Source organism: Maricaulis sp. (assembly GCF_017643475.1).
In the GTDB taxonomy this organism is placed as follows: Bacteria; Pseudomonadota; Alphaproteobacteria; order Caulobacterales; family Maricaulaceae; genus Maricaulis.
In genome coordinates, this window is sequence record NZ_JAEPNI010000003.1 from 391,418 (window position 1) to 414,903 (window position 23,486).

Sequence of the window (23,486 nt, forward strand, 5' to 3'; positions counted from 1 at the left end):
CTGGGCCTAGTCCTTGGGCTTTTCGTCGACAATGCTGTCATCGCCAGCACTGTCGTCCGACGGTGTGTCCTCTGTCGCGGCGTCTTCTGCCGGCGCAGCGTCCTCGGAAGGCTCTGCAGGTGCTTCTTCTGCGACCTCGACCGCCTCGGCGTCAACCGGTTCAGCAAGCGGTTCTGGCTCGGACGGCGCAGCCATCGGCTCCGGGTTGAGCATGGAGGGTGTGTCCTCCGAAACAGTCGGCAAGGCGCCACCGAGACGCTTCATCTGGGAGAACCAGATGGCAAACACCGCAAGAACAATCCAGAAACCGAGGAAGGATGACATCTCGCCAACACTCGCAGCCGCAGCCTGCATGGTCGCGTCCTCCTCTGCCCAGGCCGTAAAGCTCTGAACAAATTGCGGGTCTTCCATGGCCTGCACGAAGTCGGGATTGGTCAGGGCATCTTCCAGCGGCCCGTCGGGATCGACATCGACACCGCGCTCGGCAGCGAACACGACCATTCCCTGCATGGCAAAGGTGAAGATGCTGATGATCCAGCCGATGAACTTTGCAACGACCGCCAGGCCGACCGGAAGAAAGGCCATGCCCATTCCGCGCTCGCTGTGGCGCAGCCGGTTGATGTGAAGCGAAAGCACGAAGAACCAGACGGCCACCATTCCAAGTCCATCGGACAGGAACGGCACGCCTGACGACATGCGCGCAAAATCAATGACGGCCAGAACCAGCAAACCCAGAAGGAATGCAGTCGTCGACGCGCGATAGACGGGAAGGAAAAGTACTCCAGGATTCATCGCTCAGCCCCCTTAGCGAACAAAGTTGAGAGCTTTGTCCGCCAAGACCCCGGGCACGTCAACGAAGAAGCTGTGCTTGACGGCAGAATCCCGGTTTCACGCTCACTTAGATGCTGCGGCCGGCGGCAATGAAGAAAAACAGTCCCGGACAAACTCCGCGGCCGAGAGCTAGCCGCCCGCACCGGGCAGGATCCGTGGGGTGTCATTGCGATTGATGATGAGCGCCTTGAAACCCAATGCCTCCTCCATGTTCGCCAACTCTGACCAGACATGGGCGGTTTCAGGCCGCTGGCTAGTTGGCCAATCGCGCCAATCAATCGCCTTGAGCGGTTGCAGACGCCTCGATAACCGGTGCCGGACCGTAGGCGTTCTCGCCGCTGTCACCGGCCGCCAGACCGACCCAGAGCGTGTAGACAAGCCAGATCAGGTTATCCAGCCCGACAATGCCCAGCACACCACCACCGGCGGAGATGACCGCCCAGGGGCTCACATCGCCCTCATTGAGGATGAGGGTCAAGACGGCACCACCAATGATAAGGAAGGCGAAGGCCCACAGGATCATGCTGACGACCCAGGGCAGAAGATGCCAGATCGCGGACCGCCCGGCATCATGCAGGCGCTTGCCGTAAACGGTGATTCCGACCCAGATCATCATCAGCCAGATCAGTCCGCCCAGCAGCGGAATGGCGTGCAGGAGGATGTTGGCGATGACGATGATCGCTACGCCCTTCCAGAAATCGCCCTGGCCGATGCGGCCGTTCGGGTTGAACAGGATATTCTGCCAGTCCATCGCCTCACCCTCCCCCGGTGATATTGATGTGCTCGGTTTATTCGAACTCGATCATCAGCTCGTCGGCCGCGACCGAAGCGCCGGCCTCGACATTGATGGTCTTGATGACACCGTCCTTTTCGGCGCGGATTACATTTTCCATCTTCATAGCCTCGACCACCAGCAGGGCTTCTCCCGCCTTTACTTCCTGGCCCGTCTCCACGTCGACAGAAACAATCAGCCCCGGCATCGGGCTGATGACCAGCTTGGCGGTGTCGGCCTTCTCCTTGACCGGCAAGAGGGCGTGCAGTTCGGCCGCGCGCGGCGTACAGACAACAGCGGTCGCGGCATAACCGCGGTGGCGCAGGGAAAAGCCTTCGGTACGCGTGGATGCCTCCAGCGAGAAATCAGTACCGTCCAGGCTGGCCTGGAACAGGCAGGCGCCGGGCGTCCAGTCCGTTGTCAGCGTCTGGCGCTCCTGGGTCAGGCCCGGAGACCAGATCTGGGCCTCGCCCTCACCTGTCATGGTGATTTCAACCGGCACACGGCGCTCATCCATCAACACGATCCATTCGCGTGTTTCCGGATACTCCGGATCAGCGACACGGCCGGACGTCTGGCCGGCGCGGCGGATCAGCATTTCATGCATATAGGCCGCAGCACTGGCCATGTAGATCAGCTGTTCATCGCGCGGACGGGTGCCGTGGAAACCTTCCGGGAAGTGCTCCGGGATATAGCCGGTGTGAATGCGGCCGGTACGGAAATCCGCCTCGTCCAGCACGGCCGACAGGAAGGGTGCGTTGGACTGCAGGCCTTCCACGTGCAGGCGATCCATGGCCGCTGCCAGCGTATCGATCGCGTCCTCACGGGTTTTTCCATAGCCGATCACCTTGGCGATCATCGGATCATAGAAGAGGGAGATCTCGTCGCCTTCGCGCACACCGCTGTCGATGCGCAGCTCACCCTTGCCCAGCGGGCCTTCGGCCGGCTCGATAAAACGCTTGAGACGACCAATTGACGGCAGGAAGCCGCGATACGGGTCCTCGGCATAAAGACGTGCCTCGACAGCCCAGCCATCAATGCCGACATCACGCTGGGAGATCGAAAGCTTCTCGCCAGCTGCCGACAGGATCATCTGTTCGACCAGGTCGAGCCCACAGATCAGCTCGGTGACCGGATGTTCCACCTGCAGGCGGGTATTCATTTCCAGGAAGTAGAAATTGCGGTTCTTGTCGACGATGAACTCGACCGTACCGGCACTGTCATAGTCCACCGCTTCAGACAGCGAGACCGCCTGCGCGCCCATGGCTTCGCGGGTCTTCTTGTCGAGGAAGGGCGACGGGGCCTCCTCGAGGACTTTCTGGTTGCGGCGCTGCACGGAACATTCGCGCTCGTTGAGATAGACCACATTGCCGTGCTTGTCGCCGAGCACCTGGATCTCGATATGGCGCGGTTCCTCGATGAATTTCTCGATCAGGATGCGGTCATCGCCAAAGGAGGTCTTGGCCTCGTTGCGCGCAGCGGTGAAGCCTTCGCGCGCCTCGGTTTCATTGTGGGCGATGCGCATGCCCTTGCCGCCACCACCGGCGGAGGCTTTCAGCATCACCGGATAGCCAATGGCATTGGCGGCGGCGACAGCCGTCTCGGCATCGCTGATCTCGCCATCCGCGCCGGGGATCGTCGAGACGCCGGCCTTGGCGGCAAGTTGTTTGGAGCGGATCTTGTCACCCATCGCGTCGATGGCGTTCACATTCGGACCGATCCAGGCCACGCCGATCTCTTCCAGCGCCTTGGGGAAGGCCGCATTCTCGGACAGGAAGCCAAATCCTGGATGCACAGCGTCAGCGCCGGTCTGCTTGATGGCATCGAGAATCGCATCCATGCGCAGATAGCTTTCACCGGGAGCCGGAGGCCCGATGAAAACCGCCTCATCCGCCATTTCAACCGCCAGGCTGTCGGCATCCGCCTCGGAGTAGACGGCCACGGTGGCAATGCCCAGCTTGCGGCACGTCTTGATGACACGAACAGCGATCTCGCCGCGATTGGCGATGAGGATTTTCTTGAACATGGAGACCCCAAACTGAAACAGGCGAATGCCCGGGTTCAGACGGGGTTTAGCGTGGCTTGGGCATCAGCATCAAGCGTGGAAATGCGGCAGGCTTAATCATCCTCACCCAGATGGTCGAGCCAGTCGGTTTCCGTCGAGCGCAGGCGGGCGATCACCGACACCAGGAAAGCCGTCGACCAACCGATCAGGAGGAAGCCGTTGAACCCCTCAACCGCGCTCACCAGGCGCCATTGGCTGTCGATGATCACATCGCCATAACCCAGTGTCGTGAAGGTCGAGGTTGAGAAATAGAGCGCTGTCTCGAAATCCTCGAACGCGCCAAGCAACACATAGACACCGGCATAGGCCCAGATCTCCACCGCGTGGATCAGGAAGAGGCCGAGTACGACCAGCAGGATGAAAATCATCTGGCGCAGCGGGCTGGTATGCGGGCGCAGTTTGGGCGAGCGCTTGCGCATGACTTCCGTCAAAAACACCAGGCCGACCATGTGAATGGCGACAGTGGTGACAGCCATAAGACTTGAAACAAACAGCGCTGCGATCATTCTAGGCCCCTGGGGCAAGCTGTGGTCAGATCTGACGGCTGCCGCACTTGCCCCGGCAAAGCAAGCGCCAGCGCGTCGCAGGCCGCACGTTCGGGGAAGATCATGAGCAAACCCATCTACCGCGTTTCATCCATCTCCCGGCCGCTGGACGCGCGCTACGGGTCGAACCGTGCAGTGCTGATGCTGCTCCCGCTGATCCTGATCGCCACAGCCGGCTGGCGCATGTCGACAGGCGAATCGCTCATGGCGGCCGGCTTCACCGGGCTCGGTGCTATGTTCGCCGCCTTCCTGATCTGGGCCCTGGGCCGGGAGCTGGATCCGGACCGCAATCCCGGGGCCTTCATCGCCATGGCAGCGGTCGTCCCGCTGGTCTGGCTGGGCAATGACCTGTCCCTGTGGACGCTGGCCTTCGTGTTGATGGCTGTACGCGTCGTCAATCGCACCGTGGGCAATCCGGTTAAGCTCGGTGACATGGCGGTCGTCCTTATCCTCGCCGGCCTTGCGGTCTTCCGCGACGGATATTCCGAGATGGGCTATGTGGCCGGTCTGGCCCTGGCGCTGGATGCGTTTCTCGATCGCAAGCGTACCCTCAACCTGGTGGGGGCGATGATCGCCGTAGCGTTTTCCATGTGGAACCTGATCGAGCTGGAGGGCGATCTTCGCGCGCTCCTGCTCTCTGCCGTCGAGGGCATGCCGCAAATGATGCTCTATGCTGCGCTGGGAATTCTGGCGCTGGGTGTTGTTCACGCCCTGCTGCTGGGGCGGATCAACAGTGTCGGTGATGCGACCGAAGAACCCCTCTCCGGCCTGCGTGTTCGTGGAGGCATTCTGATCGCGGCCCTGGCTGGACTGGCTGTGCTAACCGAGGGCGAAGCGGGCCTGATGGCCGGCCTCGGTCTCTATGCGGCAATCGCCGGTGTTGTGCTGGGTCGGTTCTGGCCCGGAAAGGCCTAGTCGTCGCTGTCGTCGGCAGAGCCAACCAGGATCACGTCTTCAGACTGGAAGGCCGTGAAACCGGTCGCATTGATCCAGCCATACCGACAGGTACCGGAATAGTTGCGTGCGCGCCCCGGCTGCGGCTCGACACCGCAACTGTCCAGGCTTGGCCCATAAATCACGCCGATCCATTGCGCGGACAAATCATTTGAATAAGCCGTCTGGCAGCCATAAGCGAGCTCACCGGAACGTACCGTGTCGACCGGCGCGTAATCCTCACCCGGACCGCTGAAGACTGGCAGGATTCCAAAACCGCGATCATCACCACGCGAAACGCGCTGTTCGACCCGACCGGTCACACAGGCCTCGCCCGCCTCACCGCCGATACGAACAGGCACATCCTGAGCCGCGAACAGGCCATTGGCCGCCCTGTCCTGCGCAGACGCCATCGGCGCAATTGCCAAGGCAATCGCTGCGGCGCTCAACAATGTACGCGTCGATAACTTCACCGAACCAACCTTTCGTCCCGGAAAGGCCCCTTTATTCTTGTCACGCCCAGATAGTCATTTGGGCGCGTGCCTGCAAGACTGGTACAGCTCTTGCGCCCCGGCTAGCGGGATCAGTGAAGCGTTTATACCGGTTCTGCGTGGCCGAAGTGTGACCACCGTCACGCTTCATTCGGTTTTTCGGCGGGCCTTGCGCACCTGCCGCCAGGCCCGCAAGCGCTCACCGATTGCAGCCTCGCGCCCGCGCTCCAAAGGCTCATAAAAAACAGGACGTTCATCCATCTCATCCGGGAAATAGTCCTGCCCCGAAACACCGCCTTCGGCGTCGTGGTCGTACTCATAACCAGCGCCGTAACCCTGCTCCTTCATCAATTGCGTTGGTGCATTGAGGATATGCGCTGGAGGCATAAGCGAACCGGTCTGTTTCGCGGCCCGACGGGCTCGTTTGTAGGCGACATAGACCGCATTCGACTTGGGCGCCGTGGCCAGGTGCACAACGGCATGCGCCAGCGCCAGCTCGCCCTCAGGCGAACCCAGACGCTCATAGGTGCGCGCAGCCTCATTGGCGATCATCAGCCCAGTCGGGTCAGCCAGGCCGATATCTTCAGACGCCATGCGCACCAGGCGCCGGGCCAGGAACAGCGGGTCCTCCCCGCCTTCCAGCATGCGGGCAAACCAATAGAGCGCCGCATCGGGATCGCTGCCGCGAACCGACTTGTGCAGGGCGGAGATGAGATTGTAGTGCTCGTCACGATCCTTGTCATAGGCAGGCGCGCGCTTGTTGAGATGAACAGCCAGTGCCTGTCCGTCGAGCGGCTCACTGATCTCCAGCGAGATCAGTTCCTCGACAAGATTGAGCAGATAGCGCCCATCCCCGTCCGCCATGCCGCGCAGGGCCGTCCGGGCACCGTCTGTCAGTGGCAAGCTGGAACCGGTCTCTGTCTCGGCCCGCCGGAGCAGGTCTTCCAGCGCGGCATCATCAAGCGCCTTGAGCACAAGAACCTGGCAGCGCGAAAGCAGGGCTGAATTGAGCTCGAAGGACGGGTTTTCCGTCGTTGCCCCGACCAGGGTGACGGTCCCCTCCTCCACCACCGGCAGGAAGCCATCCTGCTGGGCACGGTTGAAACGATGGATCTCGTCCACAAACAAAAGCGTGCCGCGCCCGGACTGGCGCCGCGCCCGGGCCCGTTCAAACACTTTCTTGAGATCGGCAACGCCGGAAAACACCGCCGACAGCGGTTCGAATTCCAGTCCGCTATCCTCGGCCAGCAGCCTGGCGATGGTGGTTTTGCCCACACCGGGCGGTCCCCAAAGGATCAGCGAGGCCAGCCGCCCCTGTCGCCGCATGCGCGCGATCGGACCATCGCCCTGCAACAGGTGATCCTGGCCGATGACCTCGTCAAGATTTGCGGGGCGCAGTCTTTCCGCGAGCGGCTGGGGTGCAGCGGCTTCCAGACCGGCGGCTTCGAACAGATTGGACATGGCAGCCAAGCTAGGCTGATGCGTCGCGCCTGCCTAGCGGGGAGTCATCTTGCCGGAGTACCGAGCGTCATTGGCAACACCCGTGGCGAAATGCTCGCCCGCGGCGCCTGCTTCGTTGCCCGGACGAGCAAAAGCTGGTTTGGGGTGTGAGTAGCTATGAGTTTAGGCGTCCGCGGCACACCTCGCGTGGTGCGTAGTATGTGACCCTAAAGCAATTCTACAGGGAGATTAGAGATTAGGTATTTGATGCCCATACTGAGCCTTTTTTGTCTCATTGTGCTAGTTGCTCAAAAGCTATTATTCGATCTCTATAGCCCGTGGACTGTCGGGATAAGCAGCCTAATTTTCATATTCACGCTGGCATATTCCAGCAAAGCTGATGAAACCGACCGGTAGAATCTCATCGCTGACCAAAAAACTGGGACAGAATTTTTTTCGCGTTCCACTGCTCCCCCAATTTTAGCCGTGCCCTGGGAAAAAAACAGCGTCGCACGATCTGATTGGATTCCAGACCGACGGTTCGCTTGGCGTCCTGTTAGCTGAGATCGCTCGGTCGAGCCGGTTGATATCCGTCGAGATATCGAGCGTCATCAATAAAGCCTGATATCCGCCTCGATGCGCTGGCCGCGGCGCATGACCGCGATCGGCCAGGTCTCCCGGCCGTCCAGGCGGGCCAGCATGTCCTCGAAATCATCAAGCGTGACAATACGCCGGCCATCGATCTCCACCACACGGTCGCCCGGACGGAAGCCGAAATTTGCCGCCAACGAACGCCGTCGGATATTGGACACGATCAGGCCTTCCTCGAAGGAATCAAGGCCGACGCTTTCATTGAAGGCCGGCGATAGCTCAAGAAGCGAGCTGCCGACAAAGGGATTGGCGCCTTCCGGCAGGTAAGGCTGCGGATCGGCAATGCCCGGCGCCGGCAGGACCGGGACATCCAGGGAAATCTCGCGGCCATCGCGCAGGACAGTGAAGCGCGCATCATCACCGGTTGCGTGCGTGGCCAGGCGGAAACGTGTGCCGCTGTCATTATTGACCTCGTGGCCATCCACAGCGAGCACGATATCGCCCTGGCGCAGGCCGGCATCATCCGCTGCTGCATCCGGATAGATCTCATTGATCAGGGCGCCGCGCGGACGGTCAAGGCCAAAGGCCTGGGCCAGGTCGCTGGTCACCGGCTGTAAACGCGCGCCCAGCCAGGGTCGGATCAGCTCGCCTTCGCTCAGCGCCGTATCCACGACACGGCTGACCAGATCGACAGGAATGGCAAAACCGATTCCGTTTGATCCGCCGGAACGGGAGAAGATCATCGTATTCACGCCGATCAGCTCGCCATCCATATTCACCAGTGCACCGCCGGAATTGCCCGGATTGATCGCGGCATCGGTCTGGATGAAGGAAGCGAAATCGCTCTCGCCCACATCGGTGCGGGCAAGCGCCGAGATGATGCCGCTGGTCACCGTCTGGCCGACACCAAACGGGTTGCCAATGGCCAGGACCAGATCGCCCACCTCCCCGTCTCCGCCAGTATCAAACGGCAGGACCGGCAGTGGTTCGTCGGTCTCGACTTTCAGGATCGCCAGATCAGAGGCCTCGTCCGTCAACAGGATTTGTGCTTCGAACTCGCGCCGGTCGGCCAGCACCACACGCAACTCGTCTGCGCCCTGCACGACATGGTTATTCGTGACGATCACACCGGACGCATCGACAATCACGCCGGAGCCGAGGGAGTTCTGCTCTCGCTCGCGTGTGCGACGGGAAAAGAAGGAGACCCGCTGCTGCACTGTGCGGCTGGTATAGACGTTGACCACGGCAGGTGCTGCCTCTCGCACGATAGGCGCAAAGGACAGCTGCATCTGGGCCTGGCTCTCCGGAACGACACGGTCGGCGGCAAAGGGAAGTTCCTGCGCCAGAACGGATCCGGAAACAGCGAGCGATGCGAGAAGAGCGAGAGATTTGATCATGGGGTTCATATAGGCACACTTTCGGACATGAAAAAGGCGGCTCGCAAATGCTAAGCCGCCTTTCCCTGAACCTGTAATGACAAGTGTCTTACTCGTCGTTCATGTCGCCTTCGGCTTCGACGCGAGCGCGGTCAGCAGCGCCCTTGGCTGCCGGATCGCGGTCAACCAGCTCGATGACAGCCATCGGAGCATTGTCACCGTGACGGAAGCCAGCCTTGAGGACGCGGGTGTAACCACCAGCGCGCTCGGTGTAGCGGCCGCCCAGCGTGTCGAACAGCTTCTTGACCTGTTCTTCATTGCGAACCTTGGACATGGCCAGACGACGACCGTGCAGGTCGCCACGCTTGGCCAGCGTGATCAGCTTGTCCATGAACGGTGCCAGCTCCTTGGCTTTCGGGAGCGTGGTTACGATTTGCTCGTGCTCGATCAGCGACGCAGCCATATTGGCCAGCATGGCCTTACGGTGCGAGGTCGTACGGTTGAGCTTGCGGTGTGCGATGCCGTGACGCATGGCTAAATCTCCTCAGGTCCGGTTCAGGCGCCTCTCGGCGGCTGCCTAGACGTGATCCTCAAAACGTTTGGCGAGATCCTCGATGTTCTCCGGCGGCCAGTTCGGCGCTTCCATACCCAGGTGCAGACCCATCTGGGCGAGAACTTCCTTGATCTCATTAAGCGACTTGCGGCCGAAGTTCGGGGTACGGAGCATTTCCGCCTCGGACTTCTGGATCAGGTCGCCGATGTAAACAATATTGTCGTTCTTCAGGCAGTTTGCCGAACGAACAGACAGCTCCAGCTCGTCGACCTTGCGCAGCAGCGCCGGGTTGAAATCGAGCTCCGGCTTGTCGTCTTCCGCCGGGCGGCTTTCGACAGCCTCCTCAAAGTTGATGAAGATCTGGAACTGGTCCTGCAGGATGCGCGCAGCAAAAGCGACAGCGTCTTCCGGCGAGACCGTACCATCCGTCTCAACTTCGAGATTCAGTTTGTCATAGTCCAGAACCTGGCCCTCGCGGGTGTTCTCGACATTGTAGGACACGCGCTTCACCGGGCTGTACAGGCTGTCAACGCCGATCAGGCCGATCGGAGCGTCTTCCGGACGATTGCGGTCTGACGGAACATAGCCCTTGCCGGTGTTGACGGTGAATTCCATGCGGATTTCAGCGCCTTCATCCAGCGTGCAGAGAACGAGGTCCTTGTTGACGATCTCGACGTCAGCCGTTTCCTCGATGTCACCCGCAGTCACGATGCCCGGACCAGTCTTGGTCAGGACAACGCGCTTGGGTCCCTCGCCATGCATGCGCAGGGCAATCTGCTTGATGTTCAGGATGATGTCAGTGACGTCCTCGCGAACACCGTCGATCGAGGAGAACTCGTGCACCACACCATCGATGTGTACATTCGTGACAGCTGCGCCCTGCAGGGAGGACAGCAGCACACGACGCAGAGCATTGCCCAGTGTCATGCCAAAACCACGCTCCAGCGGCTCGGCGACAATCTTGGCCTGACGCTCCGGATCATGACCCGGTTTGATCTCCGGCTTCATCGGACGAATGAGTTCTTGCCAGTTCTTTTCGATCACGTTCTTACTGCCCCTTCATCAGCCGGCGGCGGTGCGCCGGCGCGTACATACAGGCGAAAACCAAATGCGTTGTCTTAAACGCGACGACGCTTCGGCGGACGGCAACCATTGTGCGGAATGGGCGTCACGTCCTGGATGGTGGTGATGGTAAAACCAACAGCTTGCAGAGCGCGCAGCGCCGACTCACGGCCCGAACCCGGACCGGAAACCTTGACTTCCAGCGTCTTCATGCCGTGCTCGAGAGCCTTCTTGCCCGCATCCTCGGCAGCCATCTGCGCAGCATAAGGCGTGGACTTGCGGGAGCCCTTGAAGCCCATGTGACCAGCGGAGGACCAGGAAATTGCATTACCCTGGGCGTCGGTGATGGTCACCATGGTGTTGTTGAAGCTGGAATTCACGTGGGCAACACCCGACGTGATATTCTTGCGCTCGCGGCGTTTAACGCGGCCGGTATCTTTAGCCATGGTTCAGGCCCTATTTCTTCTTGCCGGCAATCGGCTTGGCCGGACCTTTACGGGTGCGCGCATTGGTGTGCGTGCGCTGACCGCGAACCGGCAGGCCACGACGGTGGCGCAGGCCGCGGTAGTTACCGAGGTCCATGAGACGTTTGATGTTCACAGCGACTTCGCGGCGAAGATCACCTTCCACGGTGTGATCGCGGTCGATCACTTCGCGGATCTGCAGGATCTCTGCGTCGGTCAGGTCACTTACACGGCGCTCCGGGGTGATGGACACCTGTTCACAGATGTCCTTCGCCTTGGCCGGGCCAATGCCGTGGATATAGCTAAGCGCGATCATTACACGCTTGTTCGTCGGAATGTTGACGCCGGCAATACGGGCCACGATCCATCTCCTAATTCAGAACACCATTCAGGGACGAAACATTGGGCCACCTCCCGGTTGCCTCAAATGTTCGCCCGCTTTTGCGAAGGGCGCTATCTACAGTCTGTGTTGCGCCCCCGTCAATGGGGTTACAACACGCTTTGTTCACTTCTCGTCCAATGCAGCTGCAATTGATGAAGCTACAGCGTCCATTGACCCCATTCCGTCGACCTCTTTCAGCTTGCCCTGCTTGGCAAAGAAAGGGATCAGCGGTGCGGTCTGGCCGTAATAGACCTTGAGACGGTTGCGGATGACTTCTTCAGTGTCATCCGGACGCCCCTCTTCCTCGGCCCGCTTGACCAGGCGCTGGACGAGCGCTTCGTCAACAACCTTCAGCTCGACAACCGAGTCGACCTGAGTGCCACGATCCGCGAGCAGCTGGTCCAGGGCTTCCGCCTGGGCCACCGTCCGCGGGAAACCATCAAAGATGGCTCCGCCGGCCGCTTCCGCTTCGGGAAGACGTTCGGCAATCAGTTCAATAACAATCTCGTCGGACACCAGCTCGCCGGCGTCGATGATCGCAGCAATACGCTTGCCGAGATCAGAGCCTGCTGCCTTGGCAGCTCGCAGCATGTCACCGGTAGACAACTGCACCCAGCCGCGCTCTGCAACGAGACGCTTGGCCTGGGTACCCTTGCCGCAACCGGGAGGTCCGAAAAGAATGATGTTCATCGCTTGCGCCCCCGCAGCTTCGACTTCTTGATCAGGCCTTCATACTGGTGAGCCAGCAGATGCGACTGAATCTGGGAGATCGTGTCCATGGTCACCGAGACGACAATCAGGATCGACGTACCGCCCAGGGCAGTGTTCGGCGAAATCATCATCGGAACCACACAGATCAGCGTCAGATAGAGCGCGCCAATCAGAGTCAGGCGGGACAGGACATAGTCCAGGTATTCCGCCGTACGCTTGCCCGGACGGATGCCTGGCAGGAAACCACCGTATTTGCGGAGGTTGTCAGCCGTGTCTTCCGGGTTGAACACCACGGAGGTGTAGAAGAAACAGAAAAAGATGATCATTGCCGCATACACAATCAGGAAGGTCGGAGACCCGGCCTGAAGATAGGCAATGATATTGGCCAGTGGGCCACTTGCGGCCTGCGTGTTGAAGCTCGCCATCGTCTGCGGCATGAACAGCAGGGAAGAGGCGAAGATCGGCGGAATAACGCCGGCCGTGTTGAGCTTCAGCGGCAGGAAGGAGCTCTCACCGCCCATCATGCGGTTGCCCTGTTGGCGCTTGGGATACTGGACCAGAAGGCGACGCTGGGAACGCTCGACGAAAACCACCAGGGTCAGGCCAGCGAGAACCAGGGCGACACCGCCGAGGAATACACCACCGGACAGGGTCCCGCTCTCAGCGGCCGCAAAGGCGCCACCGATCAGGCTTGGCACCGCAGCGATAATCCCTGCGAAAATGATCAGCGAAACACCATTGCCGATACCCCGAGCGGTGATCTGTTCACCCAGCCACAGCAGCAGCATCGTACCGCCAACAAGTGTCGTCACCGTGGAGACCAGGAAGAACAGACCCGGATTGACCGCGAGCGCCTGACCCGTGTTCGGATCAATCGAGTTCATTCCCACGGCGATCGCCAGCGCCTGGCCTGTGGCCAGAAGGACAGTCAGATAACGCGTATACTGGTTGATTTGCTTGCGGCCGGCTTCACCGCCCTCCTTCTTGAGCTTTTCAAGGGAAGGAATGGTGGCGGACATCAGCTGCATGATGATCGACGCCGAGATATACGGCATCACGTTCAGGGCAAAGATTGCCATACGCTCGACGGCGCCGCCGCCAAGCATGTTGAACATGGACAGAATTCCCTGGGAATTCTGGTCGAACATTGCCGCGTAACGGGTCGGGTCGATACCCGGAACCGGAACATAGGTCCCCACACGATACAGGATCAGGATCCCGATCGTGAACAGGATACGCTGTTGCAGCTCCTTCGCTTTCGCGAAGGAGCCGAAATTCATGTTCGCAGCAAGCTGTTGTGCAGCTGAAGCCATTTAGTCGTCCTCAAGCGGTCGGCGGATGCCGATTAGGCCTCTGCGTCTTTCGCAGCAGGCAGATTCACTTTGCCGCCTGCTTTCTCGACTGCCTCAACGGCAGGCTTGGAAGCACCGGCTACGGTGATCTCTACTTTGGCCTTCAGCTCGCCTTTCGCAAGGAGGCGGATGCCATCGAGCTCACGACGGACCAGACCGGCCGCGATGAGAGCTTCGGCATCAATTGCCTTCTTGGCGTCGAGCTTGCCTTCGTCGATCGCCTTCTGCAGGCGACCGAGATTGATCTCGGCCCACTGCTTGCGGTTCGGCTTGTTGAAGCCACGCTTGGGAAGACGCATGTGAAGCGGCATCTGGCCGCCCTCGAAGCCCTTGATGGCTACGCCAGAGCGGGATTTCTGACCCTTCACACCACGGCCACCGGTCTTGCCCTTGCCCGAGCCGATACCACGGCCGATACGGGTGCGGAGCTTGGCGGCGCCGTCGTTGTCGCGCAATTCATTGAGACGCATATCGTTCTCCATTCGAACGAGTGGTTTCCCCAACGGGGACCTACTCCTCGATAATTTCCACCATGTGGCTGACTTTGCGGATCATGCCGCGGACAGCCGGGGTGTCTTCCAGTTCACGAACGCGGCCGATCTTGTTGAGACCAAGACCAACCAGCGTAGCGCGCTGATCTTCGGGGCGGCGAATCGGGCTGCCCGTCTGACGGATTTTGATGGTTTTGTTAGCCATGATCGCGGTCCTTACGATTCAATCGCTTCCGGCGAAGACGCACCGTCGCTACGGCGGTTCACCAGATCACCGACCTTCAGGCCACGCTTCGCAGCGACGGAACGCGGCGAATTCTGGCGCTTCAGGGCGTCGAAGGTTGCACGGATCATGTTGTACGGGTTGGACGTGCCCAGGGATTTGGCAACAACGTCGCCAACGCCGAGGGTTTCCAGAACCGCACGCATCGGACCACCGGCGATAACGCCGGTTCCCGGAGGTGCAGCACGCAGTACAACCTTGCCCGCACCGTGACGGCCACGGCCATCATGGTGAAGCGTACGGCCTTCGCGCAGCGGAACACGGATCATGTTCTTCTTAGCTTCGTCCGTCGCCTTGCGGATCGCTTCCGGAACCTCGCGGGCCTTGCCCTGGCCGAAGCCAACGCGGCCCTTCTGGTCACCTACGACAACCAGAGCGGCAAACTGGAAGTTACGACCACCTTTAACGGTCTTCGCAACGCGGTTGATGTGTACGAGCTTGTCGACGAGTTCGTCTTCGCGCTCTTCCTGACGGTCTTTGTTACGACCCCGGCCGCGTCCGCGGCCACGTTCCTGCTCTCTTTGTTGAGCCATGGTGTCCGCTCCCTTAGAAGTCCAGGCCGCCCTCGCGGGCCGCCTCTGCGAGCGCTTTCACACGCCCGTGGTAGATGTAGCCGCCGCGGTCGAAGACGACAGTCTTGACGCCTTCCTTGGCAGCACGCTCTGCGATCAGCTTGCCAACAAATGCAGCAGCCGCAACGTCGCAACCCTTGGAGTGCTCCTTGCGAGCAACTTCTTCCATGGAAGAAGCAGATGCGATCGTCTTGCCAGCGACATCGTCGATGATCTGGACAGAGATGTTCTTCGAAGAACGGAAGACTGAGAGGCGCGGACGGCCATTGGCCAGTTTCCGAAGCCGGATCCGGTTGCGCTGTGCGCGACGGACGGATTTTTCGCGTTGAGTTTTCATCGCTCGCCCTACTTCTTCTTGCCTTCTTTGCGGCGAATGTATTCGCCGACATATTTGATACCTTTGCCCTTGTACGGCTCCGGCGGACGGAAACGACGGATCTCGGCGGCAACCTGACCAACTTTTTGCTTGTCAGCACCTGCAACTTTCACCTCGGTCGGCTTGCCACAGGAAATCGTGACGCCAGCCGGCGGGGTGTAGACAACGTCGTGCGAGAGACCGAGCGACAGCTTCAGGGACGTGCCCTGCATCTGAGCGCGGTAACCAACGCCGACCAGTTCAAGATCTTTTTCGTAACCAGCGGTGACGCCCTGGACGAGGTTCGCGATCAGCGCGCGTTGCATGCCCCACATGGCGCGGGCGCGCTTGCTTTCGTCGCGCGGCTGAACCTGGATACCTTCATCGCCCTGGGAGACGGTGACGTCTTCGACAAAGTCCATGGACAGTTCGCCCTTGGGACCTTTGACCGTCAGGCTCGTCTCGGACAGTGTCGCGGTGACACCAGCCGGAACGGCTACGGGGAGTTTACCAATACGTGACATCGATTGTCTCCCTTAGCTGACGTGGCAAAGGATCTCGCCGCCCACATTGGCCTCGCGAGCATTGGAATCCGACATCACGCCCTTCGGCGTGGAGAGGATGGCAATACCCAGACCATTCTGGACGAGCGGCAGATCCTTGACGCCCGAATAAACACGGCGGCCCGGCTTCGAGATACGCTTGATCTCGGAGATTACGGAATCGCCTTCGAAATACTTGAGCTCGATTTCGAACTCTTTCATGCCGCTGGCATGCTCTACTTCCGCATAGTCACGGATGTAGCCCTCGCTCTTGAGCACGTCGAGGACGCGACGGCGGAGGGCCGATGCCGGCGTGGACACGTTGCGCTTGTTGCGCATCAGTGCATTACGGATGCGGGTCAGCATATCGCCGAGAGGATCATTCACAGACATATCGGATCTCCTCTCTTACCAGCTCGACTTGACCATGCCCGGGACCATGCCCTGGCTAGCCAATTGGCGCAGCGCGATACGCGACATGCGCAGCTTGCGATAGAAACCGCGCGGGCGACCGGTGATTTCACAACGGTTGCGTACACGGGTGACTGCCGAATTACGCGGCAGTGCTGCCAGTTTCAGCTGAGCAGCAAAACGCTCCTCAACCGGCAGTTCCTGGTCACGCGCGATCGCTTTGAGCTGCTCACGCTTGGCAGCATAACGCTGGGCCAGGCGCTCGCGCTTGCGATTGCGTTCAACTGAGGCTTTTTTCGCCATTTAAGTTCTCCTGCGTGCGGAGCCGGTATGGCTCTGCTCTCCTGCTGCGTTAGTTCGAAAACGGGAAATCGAACTCGGCCAGCAGGGCCTTCGCTTCTTCATCATTCGTCGCGGTGGTGCACACCACGATATCCATACCCCGGATCTTCTCGACCTTGTCGTAGTCGATCTCAGGGAAAACGATGTGCTCTTTCAAGCCCATCGCGTAATTTCCGCGGCCGTCGAACGATTTGCCGTTCAAACCACGGAAGTCACGTACGCGCGGTAGCGCGATTGTGATCAGTCGGTCCAGGAATTCATACATACGATCCTGGCGCAGGGTCACCTTGGCACCGATGACCTGCTCCTCGCGGAGCTTGAAACCGGCGATGGATTTCTTGGCAACCGTCTTGACCGGCTTCTGGCCGGCAATTGCCTCGAGATCCTCAAGGGCACCCTTGATTTTCTTGGAGTCCTGAGCGGCTTCGCCGACACCCATGTTGATCACGATCTTTTCGATACGCGGGATCTGCATCGGATTGGCGTAGCTGAACTTGTCCTTCATCGTGTCGCGAATTTCCTCGCGATACTTGGTGCGAAGGCGCGGGGTGTACGTATCAGACATCGATAACCTCGCCCGAAGATTTGGCGAAACGGACTTTCTTGCCGTCGTCATTGGTCTTGAAGCCGACACGGGTCGCTTCGCCGGTTTTCGGATCTGCAATCGCGACGTTGGAAACGTGGATTGCGGCTTCTTTTTCCTTGATGCCACCCGGATCCTGTTGCGTCGGGCGCGTGTGACGCTTGACGACATTGATCCCGGAAATGACGACCTTGTCGTCTTCCGGCAGCACGTTGAGAACCTCACCGGTCTTGCCTTTATCGCGGCCGGCGAGAACGACGACTTTGTCGCCCTTCTTGATCTTGGCAGCCATTACAGCACCTCCGGAGCCAGGGAGACGATCTTCATGTGGTTCTTGCCGCGAAGCTCGCGCGGAACCGGCCCGAAGATACGTGTACCAACTGGTTCATTGTTGTTGTTGATGATAACCGCTGCGTTGGAGTCAAAGCGGATGACGGAACCGTCAGCACGCTTGATGTCCTTGGCCACGCGAACGACAACGGCCTTGCGGACGTCACCCTTCTTCACGCGACCGCGCGGAATGGCTTCCTTGACGGAGACGACAATAATGTCACCCACATGGGCGTAACGACGCTTGGCGCCGCCCAGCACCTTGATGCACTGCACACGGCGGGCGCCGGAATTGTCGGCTACGTCCAGATTGGTTTGCATCTGGATCATGGCTGATCCTCCTTAAGAGCAGATCGGCCCGGGCTTATGCCTGGGACACGATCTCCCACCGCTTGAGTTTCGACTTCGGTGCACATTCCTGGATCTGGACTTTATCGCCCACCTTATGTGCCTGATTTTCATCATGCGCGTGATAGCGCTTGGAGCGACGAACCGTCTTGCGAAGCAGCGGGTGCAGGAACGTACGTTCCACACGAACTACAACGGTTTTGGCGCCTTTATCGCTGACCACAGTGCCTTGCAGAATACGTCTTGGCATCGGTTAGCTTCCTTGCGATTGCTGCGCTTTGCGAGAGACCTGCTCGGTGCGGATACGCGCGATATCGCGGCGGATCTTGCCGAAGCGGGCCGTATCTTCCATCAGGCCACGGGCCTGCTGGAAGCGCAGATTAAACTGTTCTTTCTTGAGCTCGAGGACCTTGTCCTGGAGCTCGTCATCAGAGAGGGCCCGAACGTCGGAACCTTTGAGTTCTTCGGCCTTTTTAGCCATTGTCGACGCTCCTTATTCGCCCAGTCGGGTGACGATCTTGCACTTGATCGGCAGCTTGGCAGCACCGAGGGAGAGCGCTTCACGCGCGACATCCTCAGGCACACCGTCGATCTCGAACATGATCCGGCCCGGCTTGACCTTGCAGGCCCAGTATTCAACTGAACCCTTACCTTTACCCATCCGGACTTCGGTCGGCTTGTTGGTGACCGGCACGTCCGGGAAGATACGGATCCACACACGACCGGCACGTTTCATGTGACGGGTGATCGCACGACGAGTCGCCTCGATCTGGCGTGCGGTTACGCGTTCCGGCTGAAGCGCCTTGAGGCCATAGGAGCCAAAGTTCAGGGAGTAACCACCCTTCGCTGCTCCTTTGATACGGCCCTTGTGCGCCTTACGGAATTTTGTGCGTTTCGGTTGCAGCATTGCTCCAATTCCTTACGCGGCTTGGCGACCCGAACGGGCGCGCTGCTCACCCGACTCCTGGAGACGACGCTCCTGAGCCATTGGGTCATGTTCCATGATCTCGCCTTTGTAGATCCAGACCTTGATACCGATGATACCCATCGCGGTCTTGGCTTCGGCGGTTCCATAATCGATATCCGCGCGCAGCGTGTGCAGCGGCACGGAGCCTTCCTGGTACTGCTCGGAGCGTGCAATCTCTGCGCCACCGAGGCGGCCACCACAGAGGATCTTGCAGCCCTTGGCGCCCATGCGCATGGCAGACTGGAGCGAACGCTTCATCGCACGGCGGAAAGCCACACGGCGTTCCAGCTGCTGAGCGATTGATTCCGCAACCAGATTGGCGTCGACTTCCGGCTTGCGAACCTCAACGAGGTTCAGGAAGACTTCGCCGTCGACCATGCGGGAGAGTTCACGGCGAAGGACTTCGATGTCGGAGCCCTTCTTGCCGATCACGACGCCCGGACGAGCAGTGTGGATCGTAACGCGACACTTCTTGTGCGGACGCTCGATCACGATCTTTGATACGCTGGCGTTCTTGAGACGCTTCTTCAGCATTTCACGAATCTTGAGATCTTCGTGCAGCAGTTTCGCGTACTCACCCGCGCCGGCATACCAGCGGGATTCCCAAGTGCGGTTGACGCCGAGGCGCAGACCGATCGGATTTACCTTCTGTCCCATCAGGCAGCCTCCTCAACTTCACGAACCACAATTGTGAGCTCGGAAAACGGCTTCAGGATTTTCGCTCCACGGCCGCGGGCACGGGCACGGAAACGCTTCATAACCAGGTTTTTGCCGACATAGGCTTCAGCAACGACAAGGCTGTCGATGTCGAGGCCGTGATTATTCTCGGCATTGGCGATAGCGGACTCGAGCACTTTCTTGACGTCCTTGGAGATACGCTTGCGCGAGAATTCCAGGTCGTTGAGCGCCTTCTCGACCTTCTTGCCACGGATCAGGGCGGCAACCAGGTTGAGTTTCTGCGGGCTGATACGGATCATCCGCAGCTTGGCACGTGCTTCATTGTCAGCGACGCGACGAGGGTTAGCAGTCTGTCCCATCGCTTATCTCCGCTTCGCTTTTTTGTCCGCCGCGTGACCGTAATAGGTCCGGGTCGGAGCAAATTCGCCGAGCTTGTGACCGACCATGTCTTCAGTAACCAGAACCGGAACGAACTTGTTCCCGTTGTGGACCTGGAAGGTCAGACCGACAAATTGCGGCAGAATGGTTGAACGGCGCGACCAGGTCTTGATCGCTTGCTTACGTCCGCCTTCGTGCGACTTTTCCGCTTTTTTCAGCAGATAACCGTCGACGAACGGACCTTTCCATACAGAACGAGGCATCGTCGTCTCCTTATCGCTTCTTGCGCTCGTGGCGCGAGCGGATGATGAACTTGTCCGTAGACTTGTTCTTGCGCGTCTTGGCACCCTTGGTCGGCTTGCCCCACGGGGTCACCGGGTGACGACCACCAGAGGTACGGCCTTCACCACCACCATGCGGGTGATCAACCGGGTTCATGACCACACCACGAACAGACGGGCGACGACCGAGGTGACGGTTGCGGCCTGCCTTGCCGAGGTTGACGTTGAGGTGGTCCGGGTTGGACACGGCACCAACGGTCGCCATGCACTTGTCGGACACCATGCGCAGTTCACCAGAAGCGAGACGGATCTGAGCGTAGCCACCATCACGACCGACCAGCTGGACATAGGCACCAGCGGAACGGGCGATCTGACCACCCTTCTCCGGCTTCAGCTCGACATTGTGAATGATCGTGCCGACCGGAATGGCCTTCAGCGGCATGGCGTTGCCCGGCTTCACGTCAGCTTTTGCGGACGCAATGACCGTATCACCTTCAGCCAGGCGCTGCGGCGCCAGGATGTAGGCGAGCTCGCCGTCTTCATACTTGATCAGCGCGATGAATGCGGTCCGGTTCGGATCGTATTCCAGACGCTCGACCGTAGCCGGAACGTCCCACTTGCGACGCTTGAAATCGACCAGGCGGTACAGGTTCTTCGCACCACCACCGCGACGGCGGGAGGTGATACGACCGGTGTTGTTACGACCACCAGACTTGGACTTGCCTTCAACGAGGGTCTTTTCCGGACGACCCTTATGCAGCGCGGAGCGGTCAACAAGGACCAGTGCGCGACGGCCCGGAGACGTCGGTTTGAAAGTCTTCAAAGCCATCTTAGAAGTCTCCCGTCAGATCAAGCGACTTGCCGTCAGCAAAGGTGACGATCGCTTTTTTCTGGTCGTTGCGCTTGCCGAGCATGCCACGGAAACGCTTGACCTTGCCGTGGATCTTGATCGTGTTGACCGCAACAACGGTTTTCTTTTCCTTGGCGTAGATTGCTTCAACAGCTTCCTTGATCTGCGTCTTGGTCGCAGTCACGGGAACGTAGAAAGCGTTCTTGCCCTCTTCCAGCAGCGTGGACTTCTCGGTGAAGACCGGCGCCAGGATTACATCGTAATGACGTGCAGCAACTGACATCTTACGCCTCCTTAGCGCTCAGGCGAGCGTGGATCTTCTCCACGGCAGCCTTGGTCAGCACCAGCGTGTCACGGCGCAGAACGTCATAAACGTTCAGGCCCTGGGCTGGCAGGACGTCGACGCACGGAATATTGCGTGCAGCCAGAGCGAAATTCTCATCCACCGTCTCGCCGGAGATGACCAGAGCGTTCTGGACACCCAGGTTCGCGAAGGAAGAACGCAGGTCCTTCGTCTTCGGAGCCTTCAGCGCGGCGTCATCGATGATGATCAGGTTGGAAGAGCCAGCCTTGGAAGAGAGCGCGTGGCGCAGGGCCAGAGCGCGAACCTTTTTCGGCAGGTCGTGGGCATGGGAGCGAACACGCGGACCGTGAGCGCGACCACCACCGACGAAGATCGGCGCGGAACGAGCGCCGTGACGCGCGCCGCCGCCGCCCTTCTGGCGACCAAACTTCTTCTTCGTCCGAGCAATCTCGGAACGACCCTTGGTTTTGTGCGTGCCCTGCTGGCGAGCAGCAAGCTGCCACTTCACACAGCGCTGGAGCAGGTCTGCGCGGATCTCCTCGATGCCGAAGACAGCATCATCGAGATCGATCGCACCGGCATCCTTGGCCGCGAGGGTTTTTACCTCGAGCTTCATGCTTCAGTTCCTTCTTCGCCGTCAGCCTTGGCTTCAGCAGCCGGAGCTTCCGGAGCTGCATCGGCTTCAGCCGGAGCTTCTTCCTGGACCGGAGCATTGAGCTCGTCGAGCGTACGGAACGCGCCCGGCAGCGGCAGATCGTCTGCTTTCACGCCTTTGACAGCGTCACGCAGCTCAACCCAGCCACCGGCAGAACCCGGTACTGCACCCTTGACCCATACGAGACCGCGATCTGCGTCAACGCGAACAACTTCGATGTTCTGCGTTGTAACGCGCGCGGCACCCATGTGGCCGGCCATTTTCTTGCCTTTGAAGACCTTGCCCGGATCCTGGCACTGACCCGTGGAACCATGCGAACGGTGAGAGATCGACACACCGTGCGAGGCCCGCAGACCGCCAAAATTGTGGCGCTTCATGGCGCCGGCAAAACCTTTACCGATAGAGATGCCAGCGACATCTACTTTCTGGCCGGGAACGAAGTGATCAGCCGTCAGCTCAGCGCCAACCTCGATCATCGCGTCATCATTGACGCGGAATTCCACCAACTTGCGCTTCGGCGCGACATTCGCTTTCGCGAAGTGACCGCGCTGTGCCTTGTTGGTCCGCTTAGCTTTCGCCTCACCAGCACCGAGCTGGAGGGCGGTATAACCGTCGCGATCGGCCGTCTTGTGAGAGACGACTTGGCAGTTGTCCAGATGCAGAACGGTGACCGGTACGTGCGCTCCTTCATCGGAGAACACGCGAGTCATGCCCAGCTTCTTGGCAATTACACCCGTGCGCATGGTTTACGCTCCTAGTTTAATCTCGACGTCGACACCTGCAGACAGGTCGAGCTTCATAAGAGCATCAACCGTTTGCGGGGTCGGGTCGACAATGTCGAGAAGACGCTTGTGAGTCCGGATTTCGAACTGCTCACGCGACTTCTTGTCGATGTGCGGGGACCGCAGCACCGTGAATTTCTCAATACGCGTCGGCAGCGGGATCGGGCCGCGAACATTCGCCCCCGTACGCTTGGCTGTCGAAACGATCTCGCGCGTGGAATTATCCAGCACACGGTGATCAAACGCCTTGAGACGAATTCGGATGTTTTGACGTTCCATCAAACCAATCCCGTTGTCTAAAGTTTCAAAAAGAGCAAGGCCGGAGCTGCCCGAAGGCAACCCCGACCTGGATTACTAAAATTACTCGACGATCTTGGAGACGACGCCGGCGCCGACCGTGCGGCCACCTTCGCGGATTGCGAAGCGCAGGCCCTGGTCCATGGCGATCGGCGTGATCAGCTCGACGTTCATTTCAACGTTGTCGCCCGGCATGACCATCTCGGTGCCAGCGTTCAGCGTTACAACACCCGTCACGTCCGTCGTACGGAAGTAGAACTGCGGACGGTAGTTGGTGAAGAACGGCGTGTGACGGCCACCCTCTTCCTTCGTCAGGATGTAGGCTTCAGCAACGAACTTCGCGTGCGGCGTGATGGAGCCCGGCTTGGCCAGAACCTGGCCACGCTCAACACCGTCACGGTCGATGCCGCGCAGCAGGATACCGACATTGTCGCCTGCTTCACCGCGATCGAGCAGCTTGCGGAACATC

The 23,486-nt window shown here is 59.7% G+C and carries 35 protein-coding genes and 1 pseudogene; 1 reads left to right on the forward strand and 35 read right to left on the reverse strand.

What is annotated here, in order from left to right:
• Positions 1 to 6: 6 nt before the first annotated feature.
• From JJ889_RS13345 to JJ889_RS13360, 4 genes are all read right to left on the reverse strand, one after another.
• Positions 7 to 792: a hypothetical protein gene (locus JJ889_RS13345; protein ID WP_291895898.1), complete on the reverse strand. Its 786-nt coding sequence runs from the start codon at positions 790 to 792 to the stop codon at positions 7 to 9.
• A 313-nt stretch (positions 793 to 1,105) separates the two neighbouring features.
• Entirely contained in the window at positions 1,106 to 1,582 is a 477-nt protein-coding gene (locus JJ889_RS13350) for a DUF805 domain-containing protein (RefSeq protein ID WP_291895899.1), read from the reverse strand.
• Positions 1,583 to 1,619: 37 nt separating this feature from the next.
• A complete protein-coding gene (locus JJ889_RS13355) occupies positions 1,620 to 3,629 on the reverse strand; it encodes an acetyl/propionyl/methylcrotonyl-CoA carboxylase subunit alpha (protein ID WP_291895901.1) in 2,010 nt (669 codons plus the stop codon).
• A gap of 92 nt (positions 3,630 to 3,721) precedes the next feature.
• Complete coding sequence (locus JJ889_RS13360; RefSeq protein WP_291895904.1) at positions 3,722 to 4,174, reverse strand: potassium channel family protein; 453 nt, start codon at positions 4,172 to 4,174, stop codon at positions 3,722 to 3,724.
• A 102-nt stretch (positions 4,175 to 4,276) separates the two neighbouring features.
• On the opposite strand from JJ889_RS13360, the gene JJ889_RS13365 reads away from it, so the two are divergent.
• On the forward strand, positions 4,277 to 5,128 hold the full coding sequence (locus JJ889_RS13365; RefSeq protein ID WP_291895906.1) for a hypothetical protein: 852 nt from the start codon (positions 4,277 to 4,279) through the stop codon (positions 5,126 to 5,128).
• On the opposite strand, the gene JJ889_RS13370 is transcribed toward JJ889_RS13365, so the two are convergent.
• The 31 genes and pseudogenes from JJ889_RS13370 to tuf all read right to left on the reverse strand — a co-directional run.
• A complete protein-coding gene (locus JJ889_RS13370) occupies positions 5,125 to 5,619 on the reverse strand; it encodes a hypothetical protein (RefSeq protein ID WP_291895907.1) in 495 nt (164 codons plus the stop codon). The genes JJ889_RS13365 and JJ889_RS13370 overlap by 4 nt on opposite strands.
• A 165-nt stretch (positions 5,620 to 5,784) precedes the next feature.
• Complete coding sequence (locus tag JJ889_RS13375; protein ID WP_291895909.1) at positions 5,785 to 7,098, reverse strand: replication-associated recombination protein A; 1,314 nt, start codon at positions 7,096 to 7,098, stop codon at positions 5,785 to 5,787.
• Positions 7,099 to 7,688: 590 nt separating this feature from the next.
• Positions 7,689 to 9,065: a Do family serine endopeptidase gene (locus JJ889_RS13380; RefSeq protein ID WP_291895910.1), complete on the reverse strand. Its 1,377-nt coding sequence runs from the start codon at positions 9,063 to 9,065 to the stop codon at positions 7,689 to 7,691.
• An 88-nt stretch (positions 9,066 to 9,153) separates the two neighbouring features.
• Positions 9,154 to 9,576: a 50S ribosomal protein L17 gene (rplQ, locus tag JJ889_RS13385; protein ID WP_291895912.1), complete on the reverse strand. Its 423-nt coding sequence runs from the start codon at positions 9,574 to 9,576 to the stop codon at positions 9,154 to 9,156.
• A gap of 45 nt (positions 9,577 to 9,621) precedes the next feature.
• On the reverse strand, positions 9,622 to 10,641 hold the full coding sequence (locus JJ889_RS13390; protein ID WP_291895914.1) for a DNA-directed RNA polymerase subunit alpha: 1,020 nt from the start codon (positions 10,639 to 10,641) through the stop codon (positions 9,622 to 9,624).
• 74 nt (positions 10,642 to 10,715) lie between these two features.
• Positions 10,716 to 11,105, reverse strand: a complete 390-nt coding sequence (gene rpsK, locus JJ889_RS13395) for a 30S ribosomal protein S11 (RefSeq protein WP_291895916.1) — start codon at positions 11,103 to 11,105, stop codon at positions 10,716 to 10,718.
• 10 nt (positions 11,106 to 11,115) lie between these two features.
• Entirely contained in the window at positions 11,116 to 11,484 is a 369-nt protein-coding gene (rpsM, locus tag JJ889_RS13400) for a 30S ribosomal protein S13 (RefSeq protein ID WP_291895918.1), read from the reverse strand.
• A gap of 144 nt (positions 11,485 to 11,628) precedes the next feature.
• Positions 11,629 to 12,195 carry an adenylate kinase gene (locus JJ889_RS13405; protein ID WP_291895920.1) on the reverse strand — a complete coding sequence of 189 codons (567 nt, stop codon included), beginning with the start codon at positions 12,193 to 12,195 and terminating at the stop codon, positions 11,629 to 11,631.
• Entirely contained in the window at positions 12,192 to 13,529 is a 1,338-nt protein-coding gene (gene secY / locus JJ889_RS13410) for a preprotein translocase subunit SecY (protein ID WP_366940116.1), read from the reverse strand. Before secY ends, JJ889_RS13405 begins: the two co-directional genes overlap by 4 nt.
• Before the next feature lie 32 nt (positions 13,530 to 13,561).
• Positions 13,562 to 14,038, reverse strand: coding sequence for a 50S ribosomal protein L15 (rplO, locus tag JJ889_RS13415; RefSeq protein ID WP_291895923.1), 477 nt, complete (start codon positions 14,036 to 14,038; stop codon positions 13,562 to 13,564).
• Between the two features lie 40 nt (positions 14,039 to 14,078).
• Positions 14,079 to 14,264, reverse strand: a complete 186-nt coding sequence (gene rpmD, locus JJ889_RS13420) for a 50S ribosomal protein L30 (RefSeq protein WP_291895925.1) — start codon at positions 14,262 to 14,264, stop codon at positions 14,079 to 14,081.
• 11 nt (positions 14,265 to 14,275) lie between these two features.
• A complete protein-coding gene (gene rpsE, locus JJ889_RS13425) occupies positions 14,276 to 14,875 on the reverse strand; it encodes a 30S ribosomal protein S5 (RefSeq protein WP_291895927.1) in 600 nt (199 codons plus the stop codon).
• Between the two features lie 13 nt (positions 14,876 to 14,888).
• Entirely contained in the window at positions 14,889 to 15,251 is a 363-nt protein-coding gene (rplR, locus tag JJ889_RS13430) for a 50S ribosomal protein L18 (protein WP_291895929.1), read from the reverse strand.
• 8 nt (positions 15,252 to 15,259) lie between these two features.
• A complete protein-coding gene (rplF, locus tag JJ889_RS13435) occupies positions 15,260 to 15,793 on the reverse strand; it encodes a 50S ribosomal protein L6 (protein ID WP_291895931.1) in 534 nt (177 codons plus the stop codon).
• 12 nt (positions 15,794 to 15,805) lie between these two features.
• A complete protein-coding gene (gene rpsH / locus JJ889_RS13440; protein ID WP_291895933.1) occupies positions 15,806 to 16,204 on the reverse strand; it encodes a 30S ribosomal protein S8 in 399 nt (132 codons plus the stop codon).
• A 15-nt stretch (positions 16,205 to 16,219) separates the two neighbouring features.
• Positions 16,220 to 16,525, reverse strand: a complete 306-nt coding sequence (gene rpsN, locus JJ889_RS13445) for a 30S ribosomal protein S14 (protein ID WP_291895936.1) — start codon at positions 16,523 to 16,525, stop codon at positions 16,220 to 16,222.
• A gap of 49 nt (positions 16,526 to 16,574) precedes the next feature.
• Positions 16,575 to 17,129 (reverse strand): 50S ribosomal protein L5, encoded by a 555-nt coding sequence (gene rplE, locus JJ889_RS13450; protein WP_291895939.1) that lies wholly within the window; start codon positions 17,127 to 17,129, stop codon positions 16,575 to 16,577.
• Positions 17,122 to 17,439 (reverse strand): 50S ribosomal protein L24, encoded by a 318-nt coding sequence (rplX, locus tag JJ889_RS13455; RefSeq protein WP_291895941.1) that lies wholly within the window; start codon positions 17,437 to 17,439, stop codon positions 17,122 to 17,124. The genes rplE and rplX overlap by 8 nt, the downstream gene beginning before the upstream one ends.
• Positions 17,439 to 17,807, reverse strand: a complete 369-nt coding sequence (gene rplN, locus JJ889_RS13460) for a 50S ribosomal protein L14 (protein WP_291895944.1) — start codon at positions 17,805 to 17,807, stop codon at positions 17,439 to 17,441. The genes rplX and rplN overlap by 1 nt, the downstream gene beginning before the upstream one ends.
• 34 nt (positions 17,808 to 17,841) lie before the next feature.
• Complete coding sequence (rpsQ, locus tag JJ889_RS13465) at positions 17,842 to 18,075, reverse strand: 30S ribosomal protein S17 (RefSeq protein WP_291895947.1); 234 nt, start codon at positions 18,073 to 18,075, stop codon at positions 17,842 to 17,844.
• A 3-nt stretch (positions 18,076 to 18,078) separates the two neighbouring features.
• Positions 18,079 to 18,306 (reverse strand): 50S ribosomal protein L29, encoded by a 228-nt coding sequence (gene rpmC / locus JJ889_RS13470; protein ID WP_291895949.1) that lies wholly within the window; start codon positions 18,304 to 18,306, stop codon positions 18,079 to 18,081.
• Between the two features lie 12 nt (positions 18,307 to 18,318).
• Positions 18,319 to 18,732 carry a 50S ribosomal protein L16 gene (gene rplP / locus JJ889_RS13475; protein ID WP_291895951.1) on the reverse strand — a complete coding sequence of 138 codons (414 nt, stop codon included), beginning with the start codon at positions 18,730 to 18,732 and terminating at the stop codon, positions 18,319 to 18,321.
• Positions 18,733 to 18,744: 12 nt separating this feature from the next.
• On the reverse strand, positions 18,745 to 19,449 hold the full coding sequence (gene rpsC, locus JJ889_RS13480; protein WP_291895953.1) for a 30S ribosomal protein S3: 705 nt from the start codon (positions 19,447 to 19,449) through the stop codon (positions 18,745 to 18,747).
• On the reverse strand, positions 19,449 to 19,829 hold the full coding sequence (gene rplV, locus JJ889_RS13485; RefSeq protein WP_291895955.1) for a 50S ribosomal protein L22: 381 nt from the start codon (positions 19,827 to 19,829) through the stop codon (positions 19,449 to 19,451). The genes rpsC and rplV overlap by 1 nt, the downstream gene beginning before the upstream one ends.
• Positions 19,830 to 19,832: 3 nt before the next feature.
• Complete coding sequence (rpsS, locus tag JJ889_RS13490; protein WP_291895958.1) at positions 19,833 to 20,111, reverse strand: 30S ribosomal protein S19; 279 nt, start codon at positions 20,109 to 20,111, stop codon at positions 19,833 to 19,835.
• Positions 20,112 to 20,121: 10 nt separating this feature from the next.
• Positions 20,122 to 20,958: a 50S ribosomal protein L2 gene (gene rplB, locus JJ889_RS13495; RefSeq protein WP_291895960.1), complete on the reverse strand. Its 837-nt coding sequence runs from the start codon at positions 20,956 to 20,958 to the stop codon at positions 20,122 to 20,124.
• A 1-nt stretch (position 20,959) separates the two neighbouring features.
• Entirely contained in the window at positions 20,960 to 21,262 is a 303-nt protein-coding gene (gene rplW, locus JJ889_RS13500; RefSeq protein ID WP_291895962.1) for a 50S ribosomal protein L23, read from the reverse strand.
• A gap of 1 nt (position 21,263) precedes the next feature.
• Complete coding sequence (gene rplD / locus JJ889_RS13505; protein WP_291895963.1) at positions 21,264 to 21,899, reverse strand: 50S ribosomal protein L4; 636 nt, start codon at positions 21,897 to 21,899, stop codon at positions 21,264 to 21,266.
• Positions 21,896 to 22,681 (reverse strand): 50S ribosomal protein L3, encoded by a 786-nt coding sequence (rplC, locus tag JJ889_RS13510; protein WP_366940117.1) that lies wholly within the window; start codon positions 22,679 to 22,681, stop codon positions 21,896 to 21,898. The genes rplD and rplC overlap by 4 nt, the downstream gene beginning before the upstream one ends.
• Positions 22,682 to 22,684: 3 nt before the next feature.
• Positions 22,685 to 22,999, reverse strand: coding sequence for a 30S ribosomal protein S10 (gene rpsJ / locus JJ889_RS13515; protein ID WP_011643734.1), 315 nt, complete (start codon positions 22,997 to 22,999; stop codon positions 22,685 to 22,687).
• Between the two features lie 81 nt (positions 23,000 to 23,080).
• Positions 23,081 to 23,486 (reverse strand): annotated as a pseudogene (gene tuf, locus JJ889_RS13520) (elongation factor Tu); the annotation flags it as partial.